Here is a 17,680-nt window from a genome sequence, read left to right as displayed (position 1 = left end):
CGGCGGTCGGCCGGCGGCTCGCGCGGCTTGACGCTGTCGGAGGGCGGGTGTTTACTCGAGCAATCGAACATATATTCGAACATGCTGGGAAACTGATGGTGCGGGAGGTGTTGTTGTGACTGCTGCGGCGGAACTCGATTTACTCCGGCTTACCCGCTCTGAGCAGGTGGAACACCTCCGGCGCAAGATTGCTTCGGTATCGGGGAAGGTTGGCCAGGCGCATCGTGGCGCGCCCCGGTCTCCGGGGGTCGTCCCGGCCCGGGAGGCTTTGCTGGAGCCGCCTGAAACGCTGGTTGAGGTGTTGCCCGAGGGCCTGCCGACGACGCTGCCACGCGGGTCAGTCGCGGTGGCCGCAGGTGCCCGTTCGCTGTCGCTGGGGATGGTGGCGGCGGTGACGGCTGCGGGCGGGCATGCGGCGATCATCGGGCAACCAGATGTCGGCTTGCTGGCCGCGGTGGAGATGGGCGCCGATCTGAGCCGGCTCGCGGTGATCCCGGATCCGGGCGCCGATCCCGTCGAGGTGGCCGCGGTGCTGATGGACGGGATGGATCTGGTGGTGCTCGGGTTGGGCGGGCGTTCGGTACCGCCGAGCCGGGCCAGGGTGATGGTGGCGCGGGCCCGACAGAAAGGTTGCACCCTGCTGGTCACCGACGGTGAGTGGCAGGGGGCATCGGCCCGGCTGGAGGCCCGGGTATCCGGCTATGAGGTGGCCGGTGCCGGTGAGGATGTTCCGATGCCCGGGCGAGGCCGGATCAGCCGGGTCCGGCTGGCGATGCGAGCCCGTGGGCGGGGCATCGGATCGGCTTGTGCGGTAGGCGGGTAACTCGTGCCTGCTGATTCCAGGGTGCTGGCCCTCTGGTGTATGGACTGGCCGGCGGTGGCCGCGGCGACGGCGGCAGGTTTGATGTCGACGGTGCCGGTCGCGGTCACTTTGGCCAACCGGGTGATCGCGTGCTCGGCGTCGGCGCGGGCGGCCGGGGTCCGGCGCGGGCTGCGCCGGCGCGAGGCACAGGCCCGCTGCCCGCAGCTGCATGTCGTCACCGCCGACCCGGCCAGGGACGCTCGTCATTTCGAGAACGTGACGCTTGCCGTCGACGATCTGGTGCCGCGCGCCGAGGTGCTGCGTCCGGGACTGCTGGTGCTCTCGGTACGCGGCGCGGCGCGGTACTTCGGGTCCGAACCGGTTGCGGCCGAACGATTGATCGACGCCGTCGCCGCGGCGGGGGCCGAATGTCAGGTCGGTATCGCCGATCAGCTTTCCACCGCGGTCTTCGCCGCCCGGGCGGGGTGCATCGTCGAACCCGGGAATGACGCGCGGTTTCTGTCCGGGCTGTCGATCCGGCAGTTGGCCACCGAACCGGCCCTGGCCGCCCCCGGCCGCGAGGACCTGGCAGACCTGTTGTGGCGGATGGGTATCCGAACCCTGGGGCAGTTCGCCGAGCTGTCCCGCACCGATATCGCCTCCCGGTTCGGGGCCGACGCGGTGACGGCGCACCGGTTCGCCCGTGGCGAGCCGGACCGGGGTCCCTCCGGGCGGGATCCGGCCGCTGAACTCGATGCGGTGATGAACTGTGACCCGCCGATCGAAAGGGTGGATGCGGCGGCCTTCGCGGGACGGTCACTGGCCAGTGACCTACATCGTCATCTGGAGGCGGCCGGGGTGGGCTGTACCCGGCTGGCCATTCACGCCGTCACCGCCAATGGCGAAGAGCTGGAACGGGTCTGGCGGTGTGCGGAACCGCTGACCGAGGACGCCACCGCAGACCGGGTGCGGTGGCAGCTGGACGGCTGGCTGAACCGCCGCACCGCTGATCGGCCTGGTGCGCCCCTCGTCATGTTGCGCCTGCGCCCGGTGGAGGTGGTGTCGGCGGCGGCGCTGCAGTTGCCGCTGTGGGGCGGGATGGGAGAGGAGGACCGGTTGCGGGCCCGGCGGGCGCTGCTGCGGGTGCAGGGTCTGCTCGGGCCGGAGGCGGTACAGGTGCCGGTGCTCAGCGGCGGGCGTGGGCCCGCCGAGCGCATCACCTTCACACAATTGGGGGATGAGCCGGTACCGCGAGCCGATCCGCGGCAGCCCTGGCCCGGCCAGCTGCCCGAGCCCTCACCGACCGTACTGCTCGATGACCCGGTGGAACTTCTTGACGTACAGGGAAACCCGGTCCGGGTCACCAGCCGCGGATTGTTCTCGGCCGATCCGGCGCAGCTGTCCGGCGCCGGCCGCCGTGACGGCAGGCTGCGCTGGTGGGCGGGGCCGTGGCCGGTCGACGAGCGGTGGTGGGACCCGGAGAACCGGGGGGCCGGGCGCACCGCGCGGGTTCAGGTGCTGCTGAGGCACGACGGGCGGGACGGCGGGGGAGACCAGGCGCTGTTGCTGTGTTACCGGCAGCGCCGGTGGTATCTGGAGGGCGCCTATGAATAGCCACTAACCCAGGCGTTGCGCGAATTCCCCGACCCGGCTGATGAACCGGTCGAAGAACACCGCCGGGTCCACCTCGGTGCCGATGAGGGCGTTGGGTGGGCGGCCCCAGTGTCCGCGCCAGTCGGCCACCGTCATCCCGCGGGTCAGGGTGCCGCTCAGCTCGACGTCGACCGTGGTTTCGCGGTAGCTCACCAATTCCGGGTCCAGGGCGACGGCGGCGGCCAGGGGGTCGTGCAGGTGCGCCAGGTATCCGTCGCCGGTGTCGAAGTGGAACTCGAAGTAGAACCGCATGGCGTCCTCGAGGACCCGGATCAACGGGTTGTCCGCCGTCGACCGCGTGCCCCGTTCGTCGAGCACGCTCATCGGAGCCGACGGGGAGCCGGCCGCGGCGGCCAACCGGTTCAGCAGCGCCGGCGTCATCGCGATGTTCTCGGTGAGGTTGAGGCCCAGCACGATTGGCACATGCGTCGCATCGTCGAGACCCCAGGCGGCATTCCAGCCGCTGAACACCTCGGCGGCGGATTCGGGATCCACACTGATGTTCCACTCCGACACCGGTGTGGTGTTGCCGCGATAGTCGAAGGCCCCGCCCATGATCACCAGCCGGCGCAGCAGCTTGGGCAGGGTCGGTTCGGCACGCATGGCCAGCGCGAGGTTGGTCAGCGGGCCGGTCGCCAGCCCGATCAACTCACCCGGGTACGCCCGGGCCGCCCGCACCCAGGCCTCGGCGGCGTCGTGCGCGGTGAGCAGCCGGTCGCTGCGCGGCAGGTGCGCGTATCCCAGACCCTGCGGCCCGTGGGTGACCTCGGCCGTACGCAGCGGCGCACTCAACGGTTGTTCGGCGCCCTTGGAGACCGGGATCCCCGCCACCCCGCACAGCTCCAGCAGACCCAGGTTGTTGGCGCAGACCTGTTGCACCGGAACATTTCCCGCGGTCGATGCGATACCGACCAATTCGGCTTCAGGGCTGGCGAACAGATACGCCAGTGCCATGGCGTCGTCGACGCCGGTATCGACATCGGCGAACACGGGCGCGGTGGGGGGTGTCACCACGTCACGATAAGACCGAATCCGTTACCAGTGCACCCCGGGCACCAGCCGCACCGCCCGCTTGACCGGCCGGGTCACCGCACGTGGGACCCGCAGGTTGCGGGCACTGCGGACCGGCCGCTTCGGCCGTCGTGACGGCTGCCCGCTCTCCGCTCCGTCGGTGCCGTCGCCGCCGAGCCCACGCGCGGCCGCCGAATCCGGGTAGCCCAGGTACAACTGGTGCAGGACCCGGCGGGACAGCTTCGGGGTCAGGTAGTTGCCGAAATCGGCGACGGTGCCCAGCGGGGTGTCGATCCGGGCCGGCTTGTCCACCAGGCCGCGCACCACCATGGCCGCGGCATGCTCGGCCGAGATCGGCGGCACCGGGTTGAGCTTGCGCGACGGTGCGATCATCGGCGTCTTCACCAGAGGCATGTGGATGTTGGTGAAGGTGATGTGATCGGAGAGGGTTTCGGTGCCCACCACCTCGGAGAACGCATCCAGCGCGGCCTTCGACGGCAGGTAGGCGCTGTACTTCGGGCTGTTGGCCTGGACGCCTGCGCTGGACACGTTGACCACATGACCGAACCGGCGTTCGCGCCAATGCGGCAGCAGTGCCAGCACCATCCGCACCGAGCCGAAGTAGTTGACCGCCATCACCCGCTCGTAGTCGTGCAGCCGGTCCGTCGAGTTCACCACGGATCGCCGGATGGACCGGCCGGCGTTGTTCACCAGGTAGTCGACATGACCGAACCGGCCCAGGATGTCCTTGACCGTGTGCTCGACCGACGCCGAATCGGTGACGTCGCAGGTGAATGCGTAGGCCTGCCCGCCGGACGAGCGGATCTCGGCGACCAGGTCGTCGAGCGCCTCACCGCTGCGGGCCAGGGCGAAGACGCACCCGCCGCGTTCGGCAACGGCGATTGCCGAGGCCCGGCCGATACCGCTGGAGGCACCGGTGATGATGACGTGTTTGCCGACCAGGGGGCCGGCCGGGTCGTCGCGCCGCGCCCGGTCGGGGTCGAGGTGCTCGGCCCAGTACCGCCACAGTTTCGGTGCGTACGAAGAGAATTCGGGCACCGCGATCCCGGTGCCGCGCAGTGCGGCGGCCGTGCTGTCCGCGGTGAACGTCGGCCGCAACTCCACCACGTCGAGTACATCGCCCGGGATGCCCAGCTGGGTGGCGACGATGTTGCGCACCGCTTTGACCCGTCCCCGTGCTCGCAACACCGGTGCCGCGGTGGCCCGCGGCAGCGAGCCGCGCAGCGGCGGCAGCCCGGCCTCGCCGGCCACCCCGCGGTAGATCTCGCGCAGCCCGATGGTCTTCGGCGCGGTGAGGTGGAACGTCTCGCCGTCCTTGTCCTCGACGTGCATCAGCGCGACCATCGCATCCACTACATAGTCCACCGGCACCACATTGGTCCGGCCCGAGTCGGGCAGCATCATCGGCGTGAACCTGGGCAGCGCGGCCAGCCGTGCCAGCACGCCGAAGAAGTAGTACGGGCCGTCGATCTTGTCCATCTCACCGGTCTGCGAATCGCCGACCACGACGGCGGGGCGGTACACCCGGTAGCGCAGGCCCGGCGCCGAGCGCACCAGCATCTCGGCCTCGAACTTGGTCTGGTGATACGGCGTGGGCAGGTCCTGGGCGACGTCGAAATCGGCCTCGGTGAACACACCCCGATGGTTGCCGGCCACCGCGATCGAGGACACGTGGTGCAACGTGGCGTCCAGCCGGCGGGCCAGCTCGATCACCGCGCGGGTGCCCTCCACGTTGGCGGCCCGTTGTTCGGATTCACCGACGGTCATGTCGTAGATGGCCGCACAGTGCACCACGTGCGAGACGTCGCCCAGCTCGGCGACATCGGTGTCGGACAAACCGAGGTCGGCCGCCGTCAAGTCTCCGACCAGGGGATGTACGCGGTCATCCCAGTCTTGGGCGAGTCGCTCGAACCGATTCAGCGACTCACGGCGCACCAGCACCCAGACTTCGGCGCCGGGTTCTCGGGACAGAATCCGGGTGATCACTCGGCGGCCAATAAACCCGGTACCGCCGGTAACGACATAGCGCATGCGAGCCATCGTGGCCTGAGATCGGGCAAACGTCAATGTAGATTCTCAAAACCAGTGTCATATTCTCGCGATGAGCGTCACATCGATGTCATATATGACAGGAATCTGAGACGAACCGTCCGCTGGTGCCGACCACGAAATAGCTTGGCGGATACCGACGAATGCCCTACTAGTAGGGCTACGATCGGCGAGTGGACGAACCTGACGGCGACAATCCGAACCCCTCAACGCGAGCCGGTGGAATGAGTCTTTCGGCGCAGCGGCGTCGTTACGTCGGCTCGCGCATCACCCGCTTTCGGGAACATCGCGGACTCAGTCTGGAGGAGCTGGGCCAACGGGTCGGCCTTTCGGCTGGCGTTCTCGAAGCTGTCGAAAGTGGTAGGCGCGGAGTCACCTTTGAATGCTTGATCGATATCGCCAATGAGCTCCACGTGGCCGCTTCGGACCTTGTTGAGGGGATGGAGTAGTGGCCTGCTCGATGCAGGGACTGCGCCTCGTCTCGATGCCGAAGAGCTGACTAGATGTGATCGCCCGGCGTTCCCGCCTGATAGCTTGAGCACGTGCCGACCCGCCCCAGTCAGGACGATCCCAAACGAGTAAAGGTATGGGAGCGACGGCGGCGTGCTGTAGGCGCTCGCATTGTCGAACTGCGCACCGAAAAAGGCATGACGCAACAGCAGCTCTCGTCCAAGTCTGGTGTGTCCAGGAACATCATCATCGATGTTGAGTTCGGTAGGCGCGGGCTTCTGTATGAGCGACTCGGTGACTTGGCGAAGGCGCTGGGCGTGACGGCTTCCGACTTGCTTGAGGGCATCAAATAGTGCGCAGGTCGCGCCTGACTTGCCAGCTCAAGCCGAACGCCATCAAGACAACGCCGCCAGCGGCGGACTAGCAATGCGCCATGCGGGACAGGTGAAAGTGCTGCAACACCACAGCACGGGGCACGGGCATAAACCGCAATTGTCCCCAGAGAAACAAGGAGGCCCCCGGCCCACCGGCGGGAGGCTTCTGTATGAACAGCCATCTCAATGGCATCTGACAATCAGTATGCACCGGAAGCGGTCTGTATCCACTCTCAGTTACGTCGCGCGGCCGAACGACCTGATTGCTAGCGGACTCGATGCGGCGCTGGCGCGAAGCGGTCCGGTCGACGCGCGGCCCACAGGTGATGCGGCCATACAACTTTCTGCCTATTTCACGACATGCCCGAACTGTACTGTGGCGCACCGACGATCAAGGCTTGCTGGCGCTCGACTATGCCCGTCGACCCCAGAAGCTGACCGCTGAGCTCGCTCGTAGTTTCGCAGATGCTGCTGCGGTTAGTTCGCGATTTTTCGAATCCTTGTGGATTAGGCTTCCGGCAACGGTAGATGTGGATTGGGAGTTCGGCAGAGTTGAGTATTTCGGTACCCGTCGTGAAGGTCCTGTGGGCGCGCGCACGCAACCAATGTGCATTCCCGGGCTGTCAGCAATCCCTAGTCGAGGACTCCGTGGATGCAGACACGGGCGAATCGTTGACAAATCCGATCGGAGAACAAGCGCACATCCGTTCCTACAAAGTCAACGGACCTCGGTATGACGCGCACTACCCCAAAGAGAAGCTCCATACGTACGAAAATCTCATCCTCCTGTGCCCTACCCACCATGGGATGGTCGACGCCAACAACGGTGCCGCGTACAAGGCAGAAGAACTTGTCACGATGCGCGAACAGCATGAGCGCAGGGCTGAGCGAAAAGGCGCTCTGGAAGCGACCGTCAATAAATATGTCGCGCAGCGGTTTTCGCGGGAAGATCAGGTGCTCTTCGAGCAGGTCGACTTAAACGGTCCGAGTGTGGATTCGCTATTTGTCGACGTTCCGTTTGCATGTCGACCCGACGCTGCCATCGCCGAGCTCATGCAAAGCATCGCGCTCGTAGCGCCTGGTGACGTAGCGTCTGATGAGTCTGCTGACGGCCTTGTGGTAACGGGCGCGGCGCAGGCAATACTGCACCCAGAGTGGAAGAGCAACGCACTCTTAATCGGCGGACCGGGCCAAGGTAAGTCGACACTCCTGCAATACATATGCCAGTTCTATCGTTCCCGAATCCTCGGTAACGACCTTTATACAGGGAAGGCGCAGCAGTTACGCGATGTGACAGTCGTGCCCCGCATCCCTGTTCGGGTGGACCTACGTGAATATGCTCGGTGGGCTAGCAAGTCGACTGTGGTGTCCAAGGGACGCCAGGGCATTGCGAAAGGCCGTCCGATCAATAAGATCTCCTGGAAGACGATTGAGGAGTACATCGCTCGGGAGGTTGGCCGAAGCAGTGGCGGACGAGAATTTACGGTTGAGGATCTCGGAATTCTCATCTCTAGCGAGCCCGTCCTACTCGCGTTTGATGGCCTGGATGAAGTGGCGAATCTCCAGTTCCGCGAGGAAGTTAGTGCGCAGATCGTCGATACGCAAGCTCGCCTCAACATCGACGCCGCGGACCTCGTCATACTTGTAGCTACCCGCCCCGGGGGAGCAACCTCCGCGTTGTGGTCCTCCGACAGTTTCCCTAAGCTCAGCCTTCGGCGACTCACCTTTGGTTTACGGCTGCAGTACTTGCAGCGATGGGCCGCCGTCGCCAAGCTTTCCGATCAGGCCGTCGAAAAGCTGCAGCGGACGTTCCTTGAGAACCAGCACGTGCCTCATATTCGCGAACTGGCCTCATACCCGATGCAACTTGCGATTTTGCTGCATCTGCTCCATCGCCGGCAGCTACTTCCACAACGACGGACCGAGCTATATAGCGAGTACTTCAAGACCTTCCTCGATCGAGAACAGAGCGAAGATAAGGAACCGCTACTTGCCGAGGAACGCCAAGTAATAGAGGACATCCACGCCTACATCGGATGGTTCATACATACCCAAGCCGAGGAAGGCAAAGGTTTGGGAACCATCGATCGTGGCGAACTAAAGAGAGTGCTGCATGAGCATTTGCGAGGCAGAGAAGACGGGCAGGAGCTTGCGGAGGGCTTGTTCTCTGCGTTCACTACCCGCGTCTTATGTCTTGTGGAAAAGAATCCGGGGTCCGGGGAATTTCAGTTCGACGTTCAGTCGTTGCGGGAGTACTTCGCGGCGGTCTATATCTTCGATGAGGCGAGCCGCGACGCTCGGGACGACTGTCTCATCGCCCTACTGCAAAGGCCGTACTGGTCCAACGTATGCCGGTTCTTTGTGGGTAAATACTCGAAGGGCGAGGTTCGTGGAATGCGGGCTGTTCTGCAGGATATCAGCACTGATCGGCTTTTCGGCCTGCACCCGTTGCTGCGATCGACGGCGACGCTGTTTCTCAACGACCGGACATTTGAAGGTCAGAAGGACGGCCCGATACAGGAAGTCGTCGACTTCATACTCGACGGCCCTGGGGTCATACTAGCGGTCGATGGACTCCTGGATGTAGCGGGCTCAGCTCTAGAGTTTTCCGACCGTGCGGGCAGGATCCAAGCTGTGCGCCACTTGAAGTCGCGTCTGGAAGGTTTTCCACCGGCCGGTGTTCAACAAGCCCTGACTGCCAGCCTGCGGCGCCATGCAACGGAATCGGACAACATCGATGGGTGGTGGTGGAGCCGTTACGAGGAATCCTCGCAGTGGCTCGAAACGGCAAGTTCCCTGGGTATTCTCGGCAATCTGAGCGCTAGCGACGAGGAGCGTTTGGCCGCAGTTCTCCGCCACTACGCGTCGGCATCTCGTTGGGGGGTCGAGTTGCTGACCGCGGGCGGGTACTCAGGAACCACGGACGATGTTCTTGGCGTAGTGAGGGACGAGATCAATGACGGTGCCGTGGAAGCACTGCGCAACGTAGCTGCCTCGTCCTCGCTTGGACGTGTATTGGCGGGCGCTCTCCTGGCAATGAATCGCTTGAACGATGTGGACGATCAGACGGTCAGCGGTTCTTCGCGTCGAAGAGTACGTCGTCGCTCAAGCGCTGCAATCCTAGATGCGGTGGTGAGTTCCGTGGAGGAGTTGAGCGCTCGGACATCGGCAGGCACGTCCCCGACTGACTGGCAGCGCCGCCTCGTCCTGGTGGCGGCTGTCTGGGGCGACGGGTGGGTGTTGCGCCAAGCAGTCGCAGCCCTACCCGACGGCATCGACCTCGATCAGATCGCCACGATTACGAAAACCAAACACCCTGCGTTGCACGCAGCTTTACTTACGGAAGAGCAGGCGCGAGCACACCGCAAGGATGCGTCGTGGTGGCGCAACACTTTTGACAACGTCAACACAGAGCTGGACCAGCGGCACTGGATCTTTTCGCTGCTGACTACAGCGACCTCTAATGTAGTGATCGAACTGGCTGAGCAGATCGACAATGTTGTCGAACCGCTTCCAGCCAAGTACTTCGATGCGCTCCTTTCTGCAATCTACCGTTTCCGGGCTGCGACGCTAGGTAGCGAGCTGGTCATGCAAGAAGCGCTGCGACTGAATCGGATCAAACTATCCACCAAGTCCCTTTGGTTGTTGCGAGGCATAACAACTGAGGCGAGTGTGACCTGGATCGACAAGAGGCTCGCTGACTCTCCCGAAGGCCTATTACCAGTCGGCGTTGGTGATCTGCGAGATCTCGCAAGAATCTCTTCCGGGGGCAAGGTGGTCAAGTTCGAGCAGTTCAAGGGATTACGTACTCACTTTCCCCTAGGCGGTTGGGCTAGTGACACGCGAGTGGGTTCGCTCAAGGCCACGCTTGCCGAGAAGGTCTTGGAGCAGCCGCAGGATTGGCCCGGCGATCTGGTACAGCGCGCAGTAGAAAACGTTGAGGAGCGCATTCTGTCGGCAGTTGAACCCGTGGCGTTGATTGCCAAGCGCGAAAATTGGTTTGCCGAATGACAGCCGTCGCCGTAGCGAAACACGTTGCAGTGACCAGTAGTAATGGCAGCCGAGACTGCAGGTGATCGATGATGGTCCAGTCGCTATGCGACTCTGCTCCCCGGTCTGCGGGCAAGGAAGAAGTGGCAACGAAATGCCGCCGAAATTAGCGCCAGCGGCATCCTCCGGATCAGATCATTTGTAAGCTCGCCGAGGTCAACAAACTCGTTGGGACCCGGACAAGAGTGGGCCGAGATGTGGCGGCATCTGGAGATCGCGGAGTTGACGTGGCATTGCTGGCTGGCCCGGTACGGCGGACCTGGCCGCGGCCAACACCTTGCAGGACAAGTTCACCGCGACCTCCCTAATCAACTGGTCTGACCCAAACTATTGGTATGGGTCTTGTCCAGCCCGTCCATGAGGCGTTAACGCGGTGGGCAGCGTTGGTTTGCGGCGCGAAACAACCTCGCGGAATCCACAACCGCCATCGAGACAATTTGTTTCCCTCCCACCAGTGTCAACACGCTAATTCAATAGGGAACCATCGATTGAGCGCTTCGGTCCGGGTGAGTGGAAGACAGGCTCTCGGTGGCCGGCCGATCGCGGTCATCGGTACTCCGTCTTGGGGTAGGTAGTGTGCCCTACTAGTAAGGCATTAGGATACAATATCACTGGCTGCAGTGTCTGGTGCGAGAGAGTGTCGGTGTGCCTTGTTGTCTCGCGGAGATTGGTGATGGCGGTGCGTGCGGGACGGCTTCGTACATTTCCCCTACGAGTCCAGCCTTTGCCCGGTGAAGCGATCGACTCATGGCTAGAAGCAGTCGCTCGCGCCCACGGCGCGACCTTCGGGAGCGTGCTTGATCAGTGTGGAATCGATACGCGCAGTTTGAATCGCAAGCCATGGCAACAGATTTTCTCAACTCCGTCACCGACCATGATCAGCGACATTGCTTACACAGCCGGCATGTCTGCCGACGTTGTGCGTGCGACAACGTCATCCTCGGTTGGTGGGGACTCGGTGCTGAACCGCTATCGATGGGGTTGGCGGTGCAGCAGCCGGGCATGTCCGCGCTGCTTGGCTGAGACAGGTGGCCGGTGGTATCTGAACTGGCGACACAATCTGTGTTTCATTTGCGCCAAGCACAACTGCGTGCTGATCGACATGTGTGCGTCGTGCGGTCGTCCGTGGCGGACACGGCAACACCACGTCGGCCTGATACCGCGGGAGAGTTGTTGCGCGAATCCGCCGAATGGTGCAGGGCCGGGGACGGGCGCCATGTGCGGCGCGTATCTGCCTGCGTTAGAGCCGATAGTCCTTCCCGATGGTCATTCGGCAACTCGCGCCCAGCGGCTCATTGCTGACCTTACTGCGGATGAGCACGTTCCACTGGGCCTGTATAGCGCGCCTGTTCGCTCAGGCAAGGTACTCGAGGATATGAGGGTGCTGGCTCGATGGATGCTTCGTGCTGCCGAACTCACGGCCCTCGACCGGGTTTTGTCCACCGTCGACGCTGTAGTGCTGGGCGCGAATGCTGCACCATCAGTGACCGATCCTGATCGATTCGCTCAGCGTTCCGGTATCCACCCGGTAGCGATTGACATGGCGATCGGCTACACCCTCGCGCTGGAGGTGCTTGACAGCCCCACTCCACGTGCGGCGCACGAACTATTGGCCCTGGTCATGGCTGAGGTGCGACCTGAATGGGCTCTGCGTCTGGTGAGGGGCCGCGGACGAAAGGACGTAAGCGAGGATGTGTCTGTTGTGCTCATGTCAGCCTTTAACAGCGTCTTCAGAGGCCGGCCCGCCTCGGTCTGCCACAGCTGAGTCATTGCCCTGCGCATTCTGAGATTGAGCGAAGTCCACGTTCCGAGCGGGCTGCGGTCGATCAATCGAGGCACCCACCCGGGTGCCGGCAACGAGAGCGTGGGCGCGGACCGGGGAGGGCAAAAAGGGGACGACTAGTCACAGCATGACTGTGCCTTGAGTGGTCGAATCGCACCCGATGTTGACGCTTCAGGACGAGCCACGCCCGGTCCGCGAAGCAGGTGTAACCAGTAGGGCATGCGACTAGTAGTGCAACGGACGCAGATCTGCGACTAGGGTCTGCACCTCAGTGTCACCACAGTCTGGTAAACCTCCCCGAGTGCAATAGGCGAGAATTCAATCGGTTCTGGGACTCTGCGCGACGGTTTGATCGATCCGTAGGTCTGCGCTGCCAACAGGGACCAGAATGGCGTGTGAACGAGTCGCTCTGAGCAATGATCGGTGCGTCGCCGAGACAGGTCCGCTGGGGGACGTACCCGTTGGTAGTGCCAGATGCCAACGGGTTTGGTGTAGCGTGACCGCTTTCGCGATTCGGTTGGGTGCTAGTTGTGGCCGCTCGGCCTCGTTGTGTGAGCCTGCGATTATTCGCGGGTGCCGGTGTTCTGAATTGCGTCAGTTTTCACCGGTGGTGACTCATCTGGAGGGGCGCTCAGCCCCTTGAGGGTAGGTAGTGCTACTAGTAGTGCTACTCATTCTAAGAGGGTGAGCTTGATAGCTCCCCGATACCAGAGACCTCAGCTGCGCTCACGCACGTGCATCCTGGGGATCGGGGAATGTGCGCACATGTTCCGATTCGCAACTGTCGACAAATTCGTCACCACTTCGTGTGCGTACGCGACCGAGCCTTAGTGAGTTGAAATCGGTTGTACTGCCAGGAAATAGCAGAATTTGCAGGGTTACGCAGTTGCAAGGTTACGCAGTACTGTGATTCTGGATGAGGCATCACAGAATTCGCCATATGTGGTGAATTTTCCTGTGAAGGCAGCGATTTCGCGGTATCCACGCATGTTTTCGATTTCAATGTCGATTCGGGTGGCGCGCGCAAATGCCCAAATCAGTTCTTGACGACGGCAATTCGGTGGGCGCATGATCGGCAAGGTAGCACCGACGGCAGCGGGATCACCACTAGCTGCCGCGATGTGCGCCGCGACAGATCAGCCGCTCATAGAAGGGGGGCTTGGAAAATGGCGTAATGAATCTCGGGATTCAGATGGAGATCCCACCAACACCTCACGCAACGCTATCCGCATCTAAGGCGTTGCGCTCTTTCCAGGCGAGGTATGGCGCTAGGGGCGGCTACCCCGAAGCGCGACACCTCACCAACGAGCCTCGACAACTCTTCGGTCCTAGGAGGGCCAATGTCTATTTCACCTTGCGCGCATCCAACTGTCAAGCAACAACAAGGTATTGACGATCGTGCACACCCGGCCAACCGCCCGCCAGCGTTCACCTTACGATCAACTGCACTGTCCGCCGTGCGGGGGTGGTCTCGATGATGCGCACCGCGGTCGCCGCCGACGAACCGTCAGTCACGAATCCGACGGTCGCGGTACGCACAGACGACGGTCAAGCACACGAATGCAGTGTGCGCAACGCATCGGATCAACTCTTGCGTGGCGCGCAACCATGGCGGACGTTCCGTTGGTACTTCGGTCAGCGCCACTATTCGGGGAACTACTGGACGGCAACTGCCCAGCAACCACTGATCTACGAGTCGCTTCTAGAGAAGGCGAACTTGCTCCTGGCCGACTTCGATCGCGACATCACCCACATTGTGTCGCAACCGTTCCTAATGCGAGCGGAGGTCAACGGCAAGGTACGCCGGCACGTTCCGGACTTTCTGTTTTTCCGGCGAGACAGTGTTTCCGTGGTGAACGTCAAACCGTCGACGCAACTGGACAATCCGAAGGTCGTGGACACGTTCGCGTGGGTGCGGCGGGTGGTGGAGGATCGCGGCTGGTCCTTCGAGATCGCGTCCGAACCGGACCGCATCCGCCTGGCCAACGTGCGCTTCCTACGTGGCTTTTGTAAACCAACGGGCATCTCTACCGAGATCCTGCACGACCTTCGCACCAGGGCGCTCATCGGGCGCACCCTCGCCGAGTCGGTAGCTCTCATCGACGCCCCAGCGCCTTGCGTGCGGGCCGCCCTGTTTCACATGCTCTGGCACCACGAGCTGTCAGTCGATCTGACACGCATGTTGTCGTCAGACACTGTTCTGGAGGTTATGAAATGAACGATCCCTATATCCCCATTCGAGTGGGTACCCGCTTTAGCTGTGACGGTTCCCTGTGGGAAGTCATCGAGATCGACTCAAAGTACGGGGGACACGTCACCGCCGCCAATGGTGCATACGTCCGCACTATGACGATGAGCGAACTGCTGCACGACATACGGCACCGGTTCATCCCCCTCGATCCGCAGCGCGCCCCCGATCGCCTGGATGAAACGTGCGCGTTGATCCTCGCTCAACTGTCGGCCAAGGAGCTGGAAGAGGTTCAGGTCCGGGCCGGCCACGTCCGCGAAGTCCTGACCGGCTATAAGTCCGGTTCTGCAGAACTGGCACGTTCCAACGAACCAGAACCGCAATACGAGCCGACCCTGCCGCTGGAGGCTCGCTACGCAGCCAAAGCCGTCGAACTCAGGGTCAACGTCCGTTCGGTGAAACGGTGGGTCGCCGAGTTCCGCAAGTACGGCGAAGCTGGCCTGAAGGTTTCCCGAGAATACAAGGAACCACAGGTTGATCCGCGCTGGGCCACCGAGGCACTGGCAGTCATGGCCAGCTACGTCACTGCCTCGCGCCCCTCACGGTCGGCGGTCATTCGCAAAACCAACCGGAACTGCACAGAGCGATTCGGTGACGGGGAAGTGCCCACACCATCACGAGCGACCGCCTACCGCACCCTGTCCCTGCTGGATCGTCAGCAGTCGTTGTTCCGGTTGAGCACGCAACGCATCCGCGACATCGACCAACGCCCGGCACGCCCCTACAGAAACCTGCCCTGCACCCGACCCGGCGAGTACGTCTACCTCGACACCACCCCGCTCGATGTGTTCGCAATGGACCCGGTCACCCTGCGGTGGCTACCGGTGCACCTGACTGTGGCTATGGACCGCTACACCCGGTGCATCATCGCCCTCGTCCTGACCGCCGGTGACGCCAAAGCCGTCGACATCGCCTCGGTGCTCTATGAATGCATGCGCCCGCGCCCGGCGCCGGAGCATTGGCCGGCGTATGCGAGTTGGCCCGAGCACGGGGTGCCACGATGCATCCTGATCGACCCGGCCGCGATCGAAGAACCCCGCTCGGCGCGGCGTAAGAAGACCGAACGTCGTGCCAGCGGACCGGCCGTAGTGCCGGAGACGATCATCGTCGATCACGGGAAGATCTATATGGCCGAGCATGTGTCCAGTGCATGCGCTCGGTTGTGGATCTCGATTCAGCCGGCCCGCATTCGTGAGCCTCGCGACAAAGCGCCTGTCGAGCGGTTTTTCCGAACTATCCGTGAGGATCTGGTCCAGCATCTCGACGGCTATAAGGGTCCCGACGTGTACTCCCGCGGCCTTGACGTGGAGAACCGGGCGTTTTATTACGTCGACGAGCTTGAGCAGGTCATCCGCGAATGGGTGGCCACGGTGTACCACCACCGCCCGCACGAAGGACTGATCGAACCCGGGGTGCCCAACGCTGCGTTCACCCCAACCCAGATGTATCACCACGGTTTGGCCCGCGGCGGCTACATCGAGGCGCCTCGCGACCCGTACCTGGCCCTGGAGTTCCTCAAAGTCGTGCCACGCACCATCCAGCAATACGGCGTCGACGTGAACAAACGGGTCTATCGGGGAGAGATCGCCACCAAGCTGTACGGAAAACCCAGCCCGTATACGGGGAAGTTCAAGGACAAGTGGCCGGTCTACCTCGACCCCTACGACATCCGCCGTGCCTACATGCGTGATCCCGAGGACCACAGCTGGCAGACGCTGACATGGCAGTACGCCGAGATGTTGGATCAGCCGCTGGCGGAGGAAGCATTGGAGTTCGCCCGCAAACTCGCCGCCAAACGGCACCGGTTCGTCGACGACAAGCTCGCTCTCGAGGAGCTGCTGACGCGCTGGGAAGTCGGCAGTAAGAGCACCGTCGCCGAGCGCCGTCTCGCAATCAACATGGCTCGCCAGGATCGACGGCTACTGAGCGCTGACGTGCCCAAAACGGATGCGGAAACCGCTGCGGCGCTGGCATCCACCGCGCACGCCGTGCGCCAACAACAGCAGCCGTCACCTGAGCCTGAAACCGGCGACGACGACCTGCCCGAAGAACTCAACAACGACTACACCGGAGGTGAGGACGATGGCTTCTACGACGGCGCGTTCGAAGACGCCTAAACCTCGCGCCAATAACCGCACACGGTCGCTGGCCAACATCAGCCTGACCCGCAAAGAAGACTGGAACCACTATGTGCTGGCCCCCAGCCGCACCCGACCAGATCCAGTCACCCGCAGCCAGCTGACAGGCCTCAGCGACGCCGCCCGCACGCAGTACAACCGGGTACGCCGAGACTGGCACGCCAACCTCGGACCGTTCATCACACCGCAATTCAAGACGGTGACCGAGCAACTGTGGAACATCACCGACAGCAACCTGCACGACGGCGACCGGGTCAAGGGCGCGATCGCTCTCGACTCCGAGCCCGGTGTGGGCAAAACGACCGTCGCTCAGCATTTCGGCAAGCACTTCCACCTGGACCAGCTCAAACAGGAGGGACCACGCACCGACGACGGCCACGAACGCTGGCCGGTGTGCTGGGTGTCGCTGACCGGCAACACCACCCTGCGTGATCTCAATCGAGCCATGCTGTCGTTCTATGCCCACCCTGGCACGGACCGGGGCACCGCCACCCAGTACCTCCAGCGTGCCTTGGATTGCGTGTTGAACTGTGAGACAAGGCTTCTCGTCATCGATGACCTGCATTTTCTGAAGTGGCCGACGGCGCAAAGCATCCAGGTGAGCAATCACTTCAAGTTCATCGCCAACACCTTCCCAGTGACCCTGCTGTTCATCGGTGTCGAACTGAAGAAATCCGGCCTGCTCGCCGACCGCAACCACAGCAATGTCGTCGCCCAGACCGCACGCCGCACCACCGTGATCGGCATGGACTCCTTCCCGATCAAGGAGGACCACGAACGCGGAACCTGGCGCAATCTGCTCACCACCATCGAGGCTCGCGTGGTGCTGGCCGGGGCAGGGCGAGGCATGCTCGCTGACGTACTGCCCGACTACCTCTGGGCCCGAACGAACGGGTATATCGGCTCGCTGATGACGCTGATCAACCGGGGATGCTCCCTGGCAATCCGCAGCGGGGAAGAGGTTCTCACCGAGGAACTGTTCGACAGGATCCGGTTGGACGCCGCGGCCGAGGAGACCCGCGAAGAAAACTTCGCCGCCATCCGCACCGGAAAACTGAAAGCGAGGATGAACTGATCCGCAGTCTGCCGCTGCGCGTCGCG

The 17,680-nt window shown here is 62.9% G+C and carries 11 protein-coding genes and 1 pseudogene; 10 read left to right on the top strand and 2 right to left on the bottom strand.

The genetic code is table 11. The annotated features are described in order from the left end of the window. The first annotated feature begins 115 nt into the window (after positions 1–115). Both G6N57_RS29705 and G6N57_RS29700 read left to right on the top strand, forming a co-directional pair. Positions 116–823 (top strand): DnaE2-dependent mutagenesis accessory factor ImuA', encoded by a 708-nt coding sequence (locus G6N57_RS29705; RefSeq protein ID WP_077743296.1) that lies wholly within the window; start codon positions 116–118, stop codon positions 821–823. A 39-nt stretch (positions 824–862) separates the two neighbouring features. After that, positions 863–2,416: a DNA polymerase Y family protein gene (locus G6N57_RS29700; RefSeq protein ID WP_174814600.1), complete on the top strand. Its 1,554-nt coding sequence runs from the start codon at positions 863–865 to the stop codon at positions 2,414–2,416. Positions 2,417–2,419: 3 nt separating this feature from the next. Here G6N57_RS29700 and G6N57_RS29695 read toward each other — a convergent pair whose 3' ends face one another. Further along, entirely contained in the window at positions 2,420–3,409 is a 990-nt protein-coding gene (locus G6N57_RS29695; RefSeq protein WP_234815582.1) for a nucleoside hydrolase, read from the bottom strand. A gap of 81 nt (positions 3,410–3,490) precedes the next feature. Then, a complete protein-coding gene (locus G6N57_RS29690; protein WP_097925769.1) occupies positions 3,491–5,518 on the bottom strand; it encodes an SDR family oxidoreductase in 2,028 nt (675 codons plus the stop codon). A 191-nt stretch (positions 5,519–5,709) separates the two neighbouring features. Between G6N57_RS29690 and G6N57_RS29685 the strand changes: the two genes are divergently transcribed. The 8 genes and pseudogenes from G6N57_RS29685 (at position 5,710) to G6N57_RS29655 (ending at position 17,654) form a co-directional block, all read left to right on the top strand. Beyond that, on the top strand, positions 5,710–5,985 hold the full coding sequence (locus tag G6N57_RS29685) for a helix-turn-helix domain-containing protein (RefSeq protein ID WP_234815564.1): 276 nt from the start codon (positions 5,710–5,712) through the stop codon (positions 5,983–5,985). A 93-nt stretch (positions 5,986–6,078) separates the two neighbouring features. Continuing rightward, positions 6,079–6,339, top strand: coding sequence for a helix-turn-helix domain-containing protein (locus tag G6N57_RS29680; RefSeq protein WP_077743299.1), 261 nt, complete (start codon positions 6,079–6,081; stop codon positions 6,337–6,339). Between the two features lie 693 nt (positions 6,340–7,032). Continuing rightward, the gene (locus tag G6N57_RS29675; RefSeq protein WP_133118287.1) at positions 7,033–10,371 is read left to right on the top strand and encodes an NACHT domain-containing protein; all 3,339 of its coding nucleotides are present in this window, start codon (positions 7,033–7,035) and stop codon (positions 10,369–10,371) included. A gap of 173 nt (positions 10,372–10,544) precedes the next feature. After that, a pseudogene (locus G6N57_RS32150) lies at positions 10,545–10,668 on the top strand (IS3-like element ISMyma8 family transposase); the annotation flags it as partial. 415 nt (positions 10,669–11,083) lie between these two features. Next, the gene (locus G6N57_RS32340) at positions 11,084–12,175 is read left to right on the top strand and encodes a TniQ family protein (RefSeq protein ID WP_077743301.1); all 1,092 of its coding nucleotides are present in this window, start codon (positions 11,084–11,086) and stop codon (positions 12,173–12,175) included. A gap of 1,492 nt (positions 12,176–13,667) precedes the next feature. Next, positions 13,668–14,411 (top strand): TnsA-like heteromeric transposase endonuclease subunit, encoded by a 744-nt coding sequence (locus G6N57_RS29665; RefSeq protein ID WP_234815565.1) that lies wholly within the window; start codon positions 13,668–13,670, stop codon positions 14,409–14,411. Next, positions 14,408–16,558, top strand: coding sequence for a TnsB C-terminal domain-containing protein (locus G6N57_RS29660; RefSeq protein WP_077743302.1), 2,151 nt, complete (start codon positions 14,408–14,410; stop codon positions 16,556–16,558). Before G6N57_RS29665 ends, G6N57_RS29660 begins: the two co-directional genes overlap by 4 nt. Further along, the gene (locus tag G6N57_RS29655) at positions 16,524–17,654 is read left to right on the top strand and encodes an ATP-binding protein (RefSeq protein WP_077743303.1); all 1,131 of its coding nucleotides are present in this window, start codon (positions 16,524–16,526) and stop codon (positions 17,652–17,654) included. Before G6N57_RS29660 ends, G6N57_RS29655 begins: the two co-directional genes overlap by 35 nt. Positions 17,655–17,680 lie beyond the last annotated feature (26 nt).

It is taken from the genome of Mycolicibacterium boenickei, assembly GCF_010731295.1.
GTDB lineage: Bacteria > Actinomycetota > Actinomycetes > Mycobacteriales > Mycobacteriaceae > Mycobacterium > Mycobacterium boenickei.
The sequence above is the reverse complement of the archived record's forward strand: the minus strand, read 5'-3'. Positions and strand labels throughout refer to the sequence as shown.

Excerpts from the sequence above, each read along its gene's own strand:
- G6N57_RS29700 (WP_174814600.1), top strand. The coding sequence starts at position 863 with ATGGACTGGCCGGCGGTGGCCGCGGCGACGGCGGCAGGTTTGATGTCG.
- G6N57_RS29695 (WP_234815582.1), bottom strand. The coding sequence starts at position 3,409 with ATGGCACTGGCGTATCTGTTCGCCAGCCCTGAAGCCGAATTGGTCGGT.
- G6N57_RS29690 (WP_097925769.1), bottom strand. The coding sequence starts at position 5,518 with ATGCGCTATGTCGTTACCGGCGGTACCGGGTTTATTGGCCGCCGAGTG.
- G6N57_RS32340 (WP_077743301.1), top strand. The coding sequence starts at position 11,084 with ATGGCGGTGCGTGCGGGACGGCTTCGTACATTTCCCCTACGAGTCCAG.
- G6N57_RS29665 (WP_234815565.1), top strand. The coding sequence starts at position 13,668 with ATGATGCGCACCGCGGTCGCCGCCGACGAACCGTCAGTCACGAATCCG.
- G6N57_RS29660 (WP_077743302.1), top strand. The coding sequence starts at position 14,408 with ATGAACGATCCCTATATCCCCATTCGAGTGGGTACCCGCTTTAGCTGT.
- G6N57_RS29655 (WP_077743303.1), top strand. The coding sequence starts at position 16,524 with ATGGCTTCTACGACGGCGCGTTCGAAGACGCCTAAACCTCGCGCCAAT.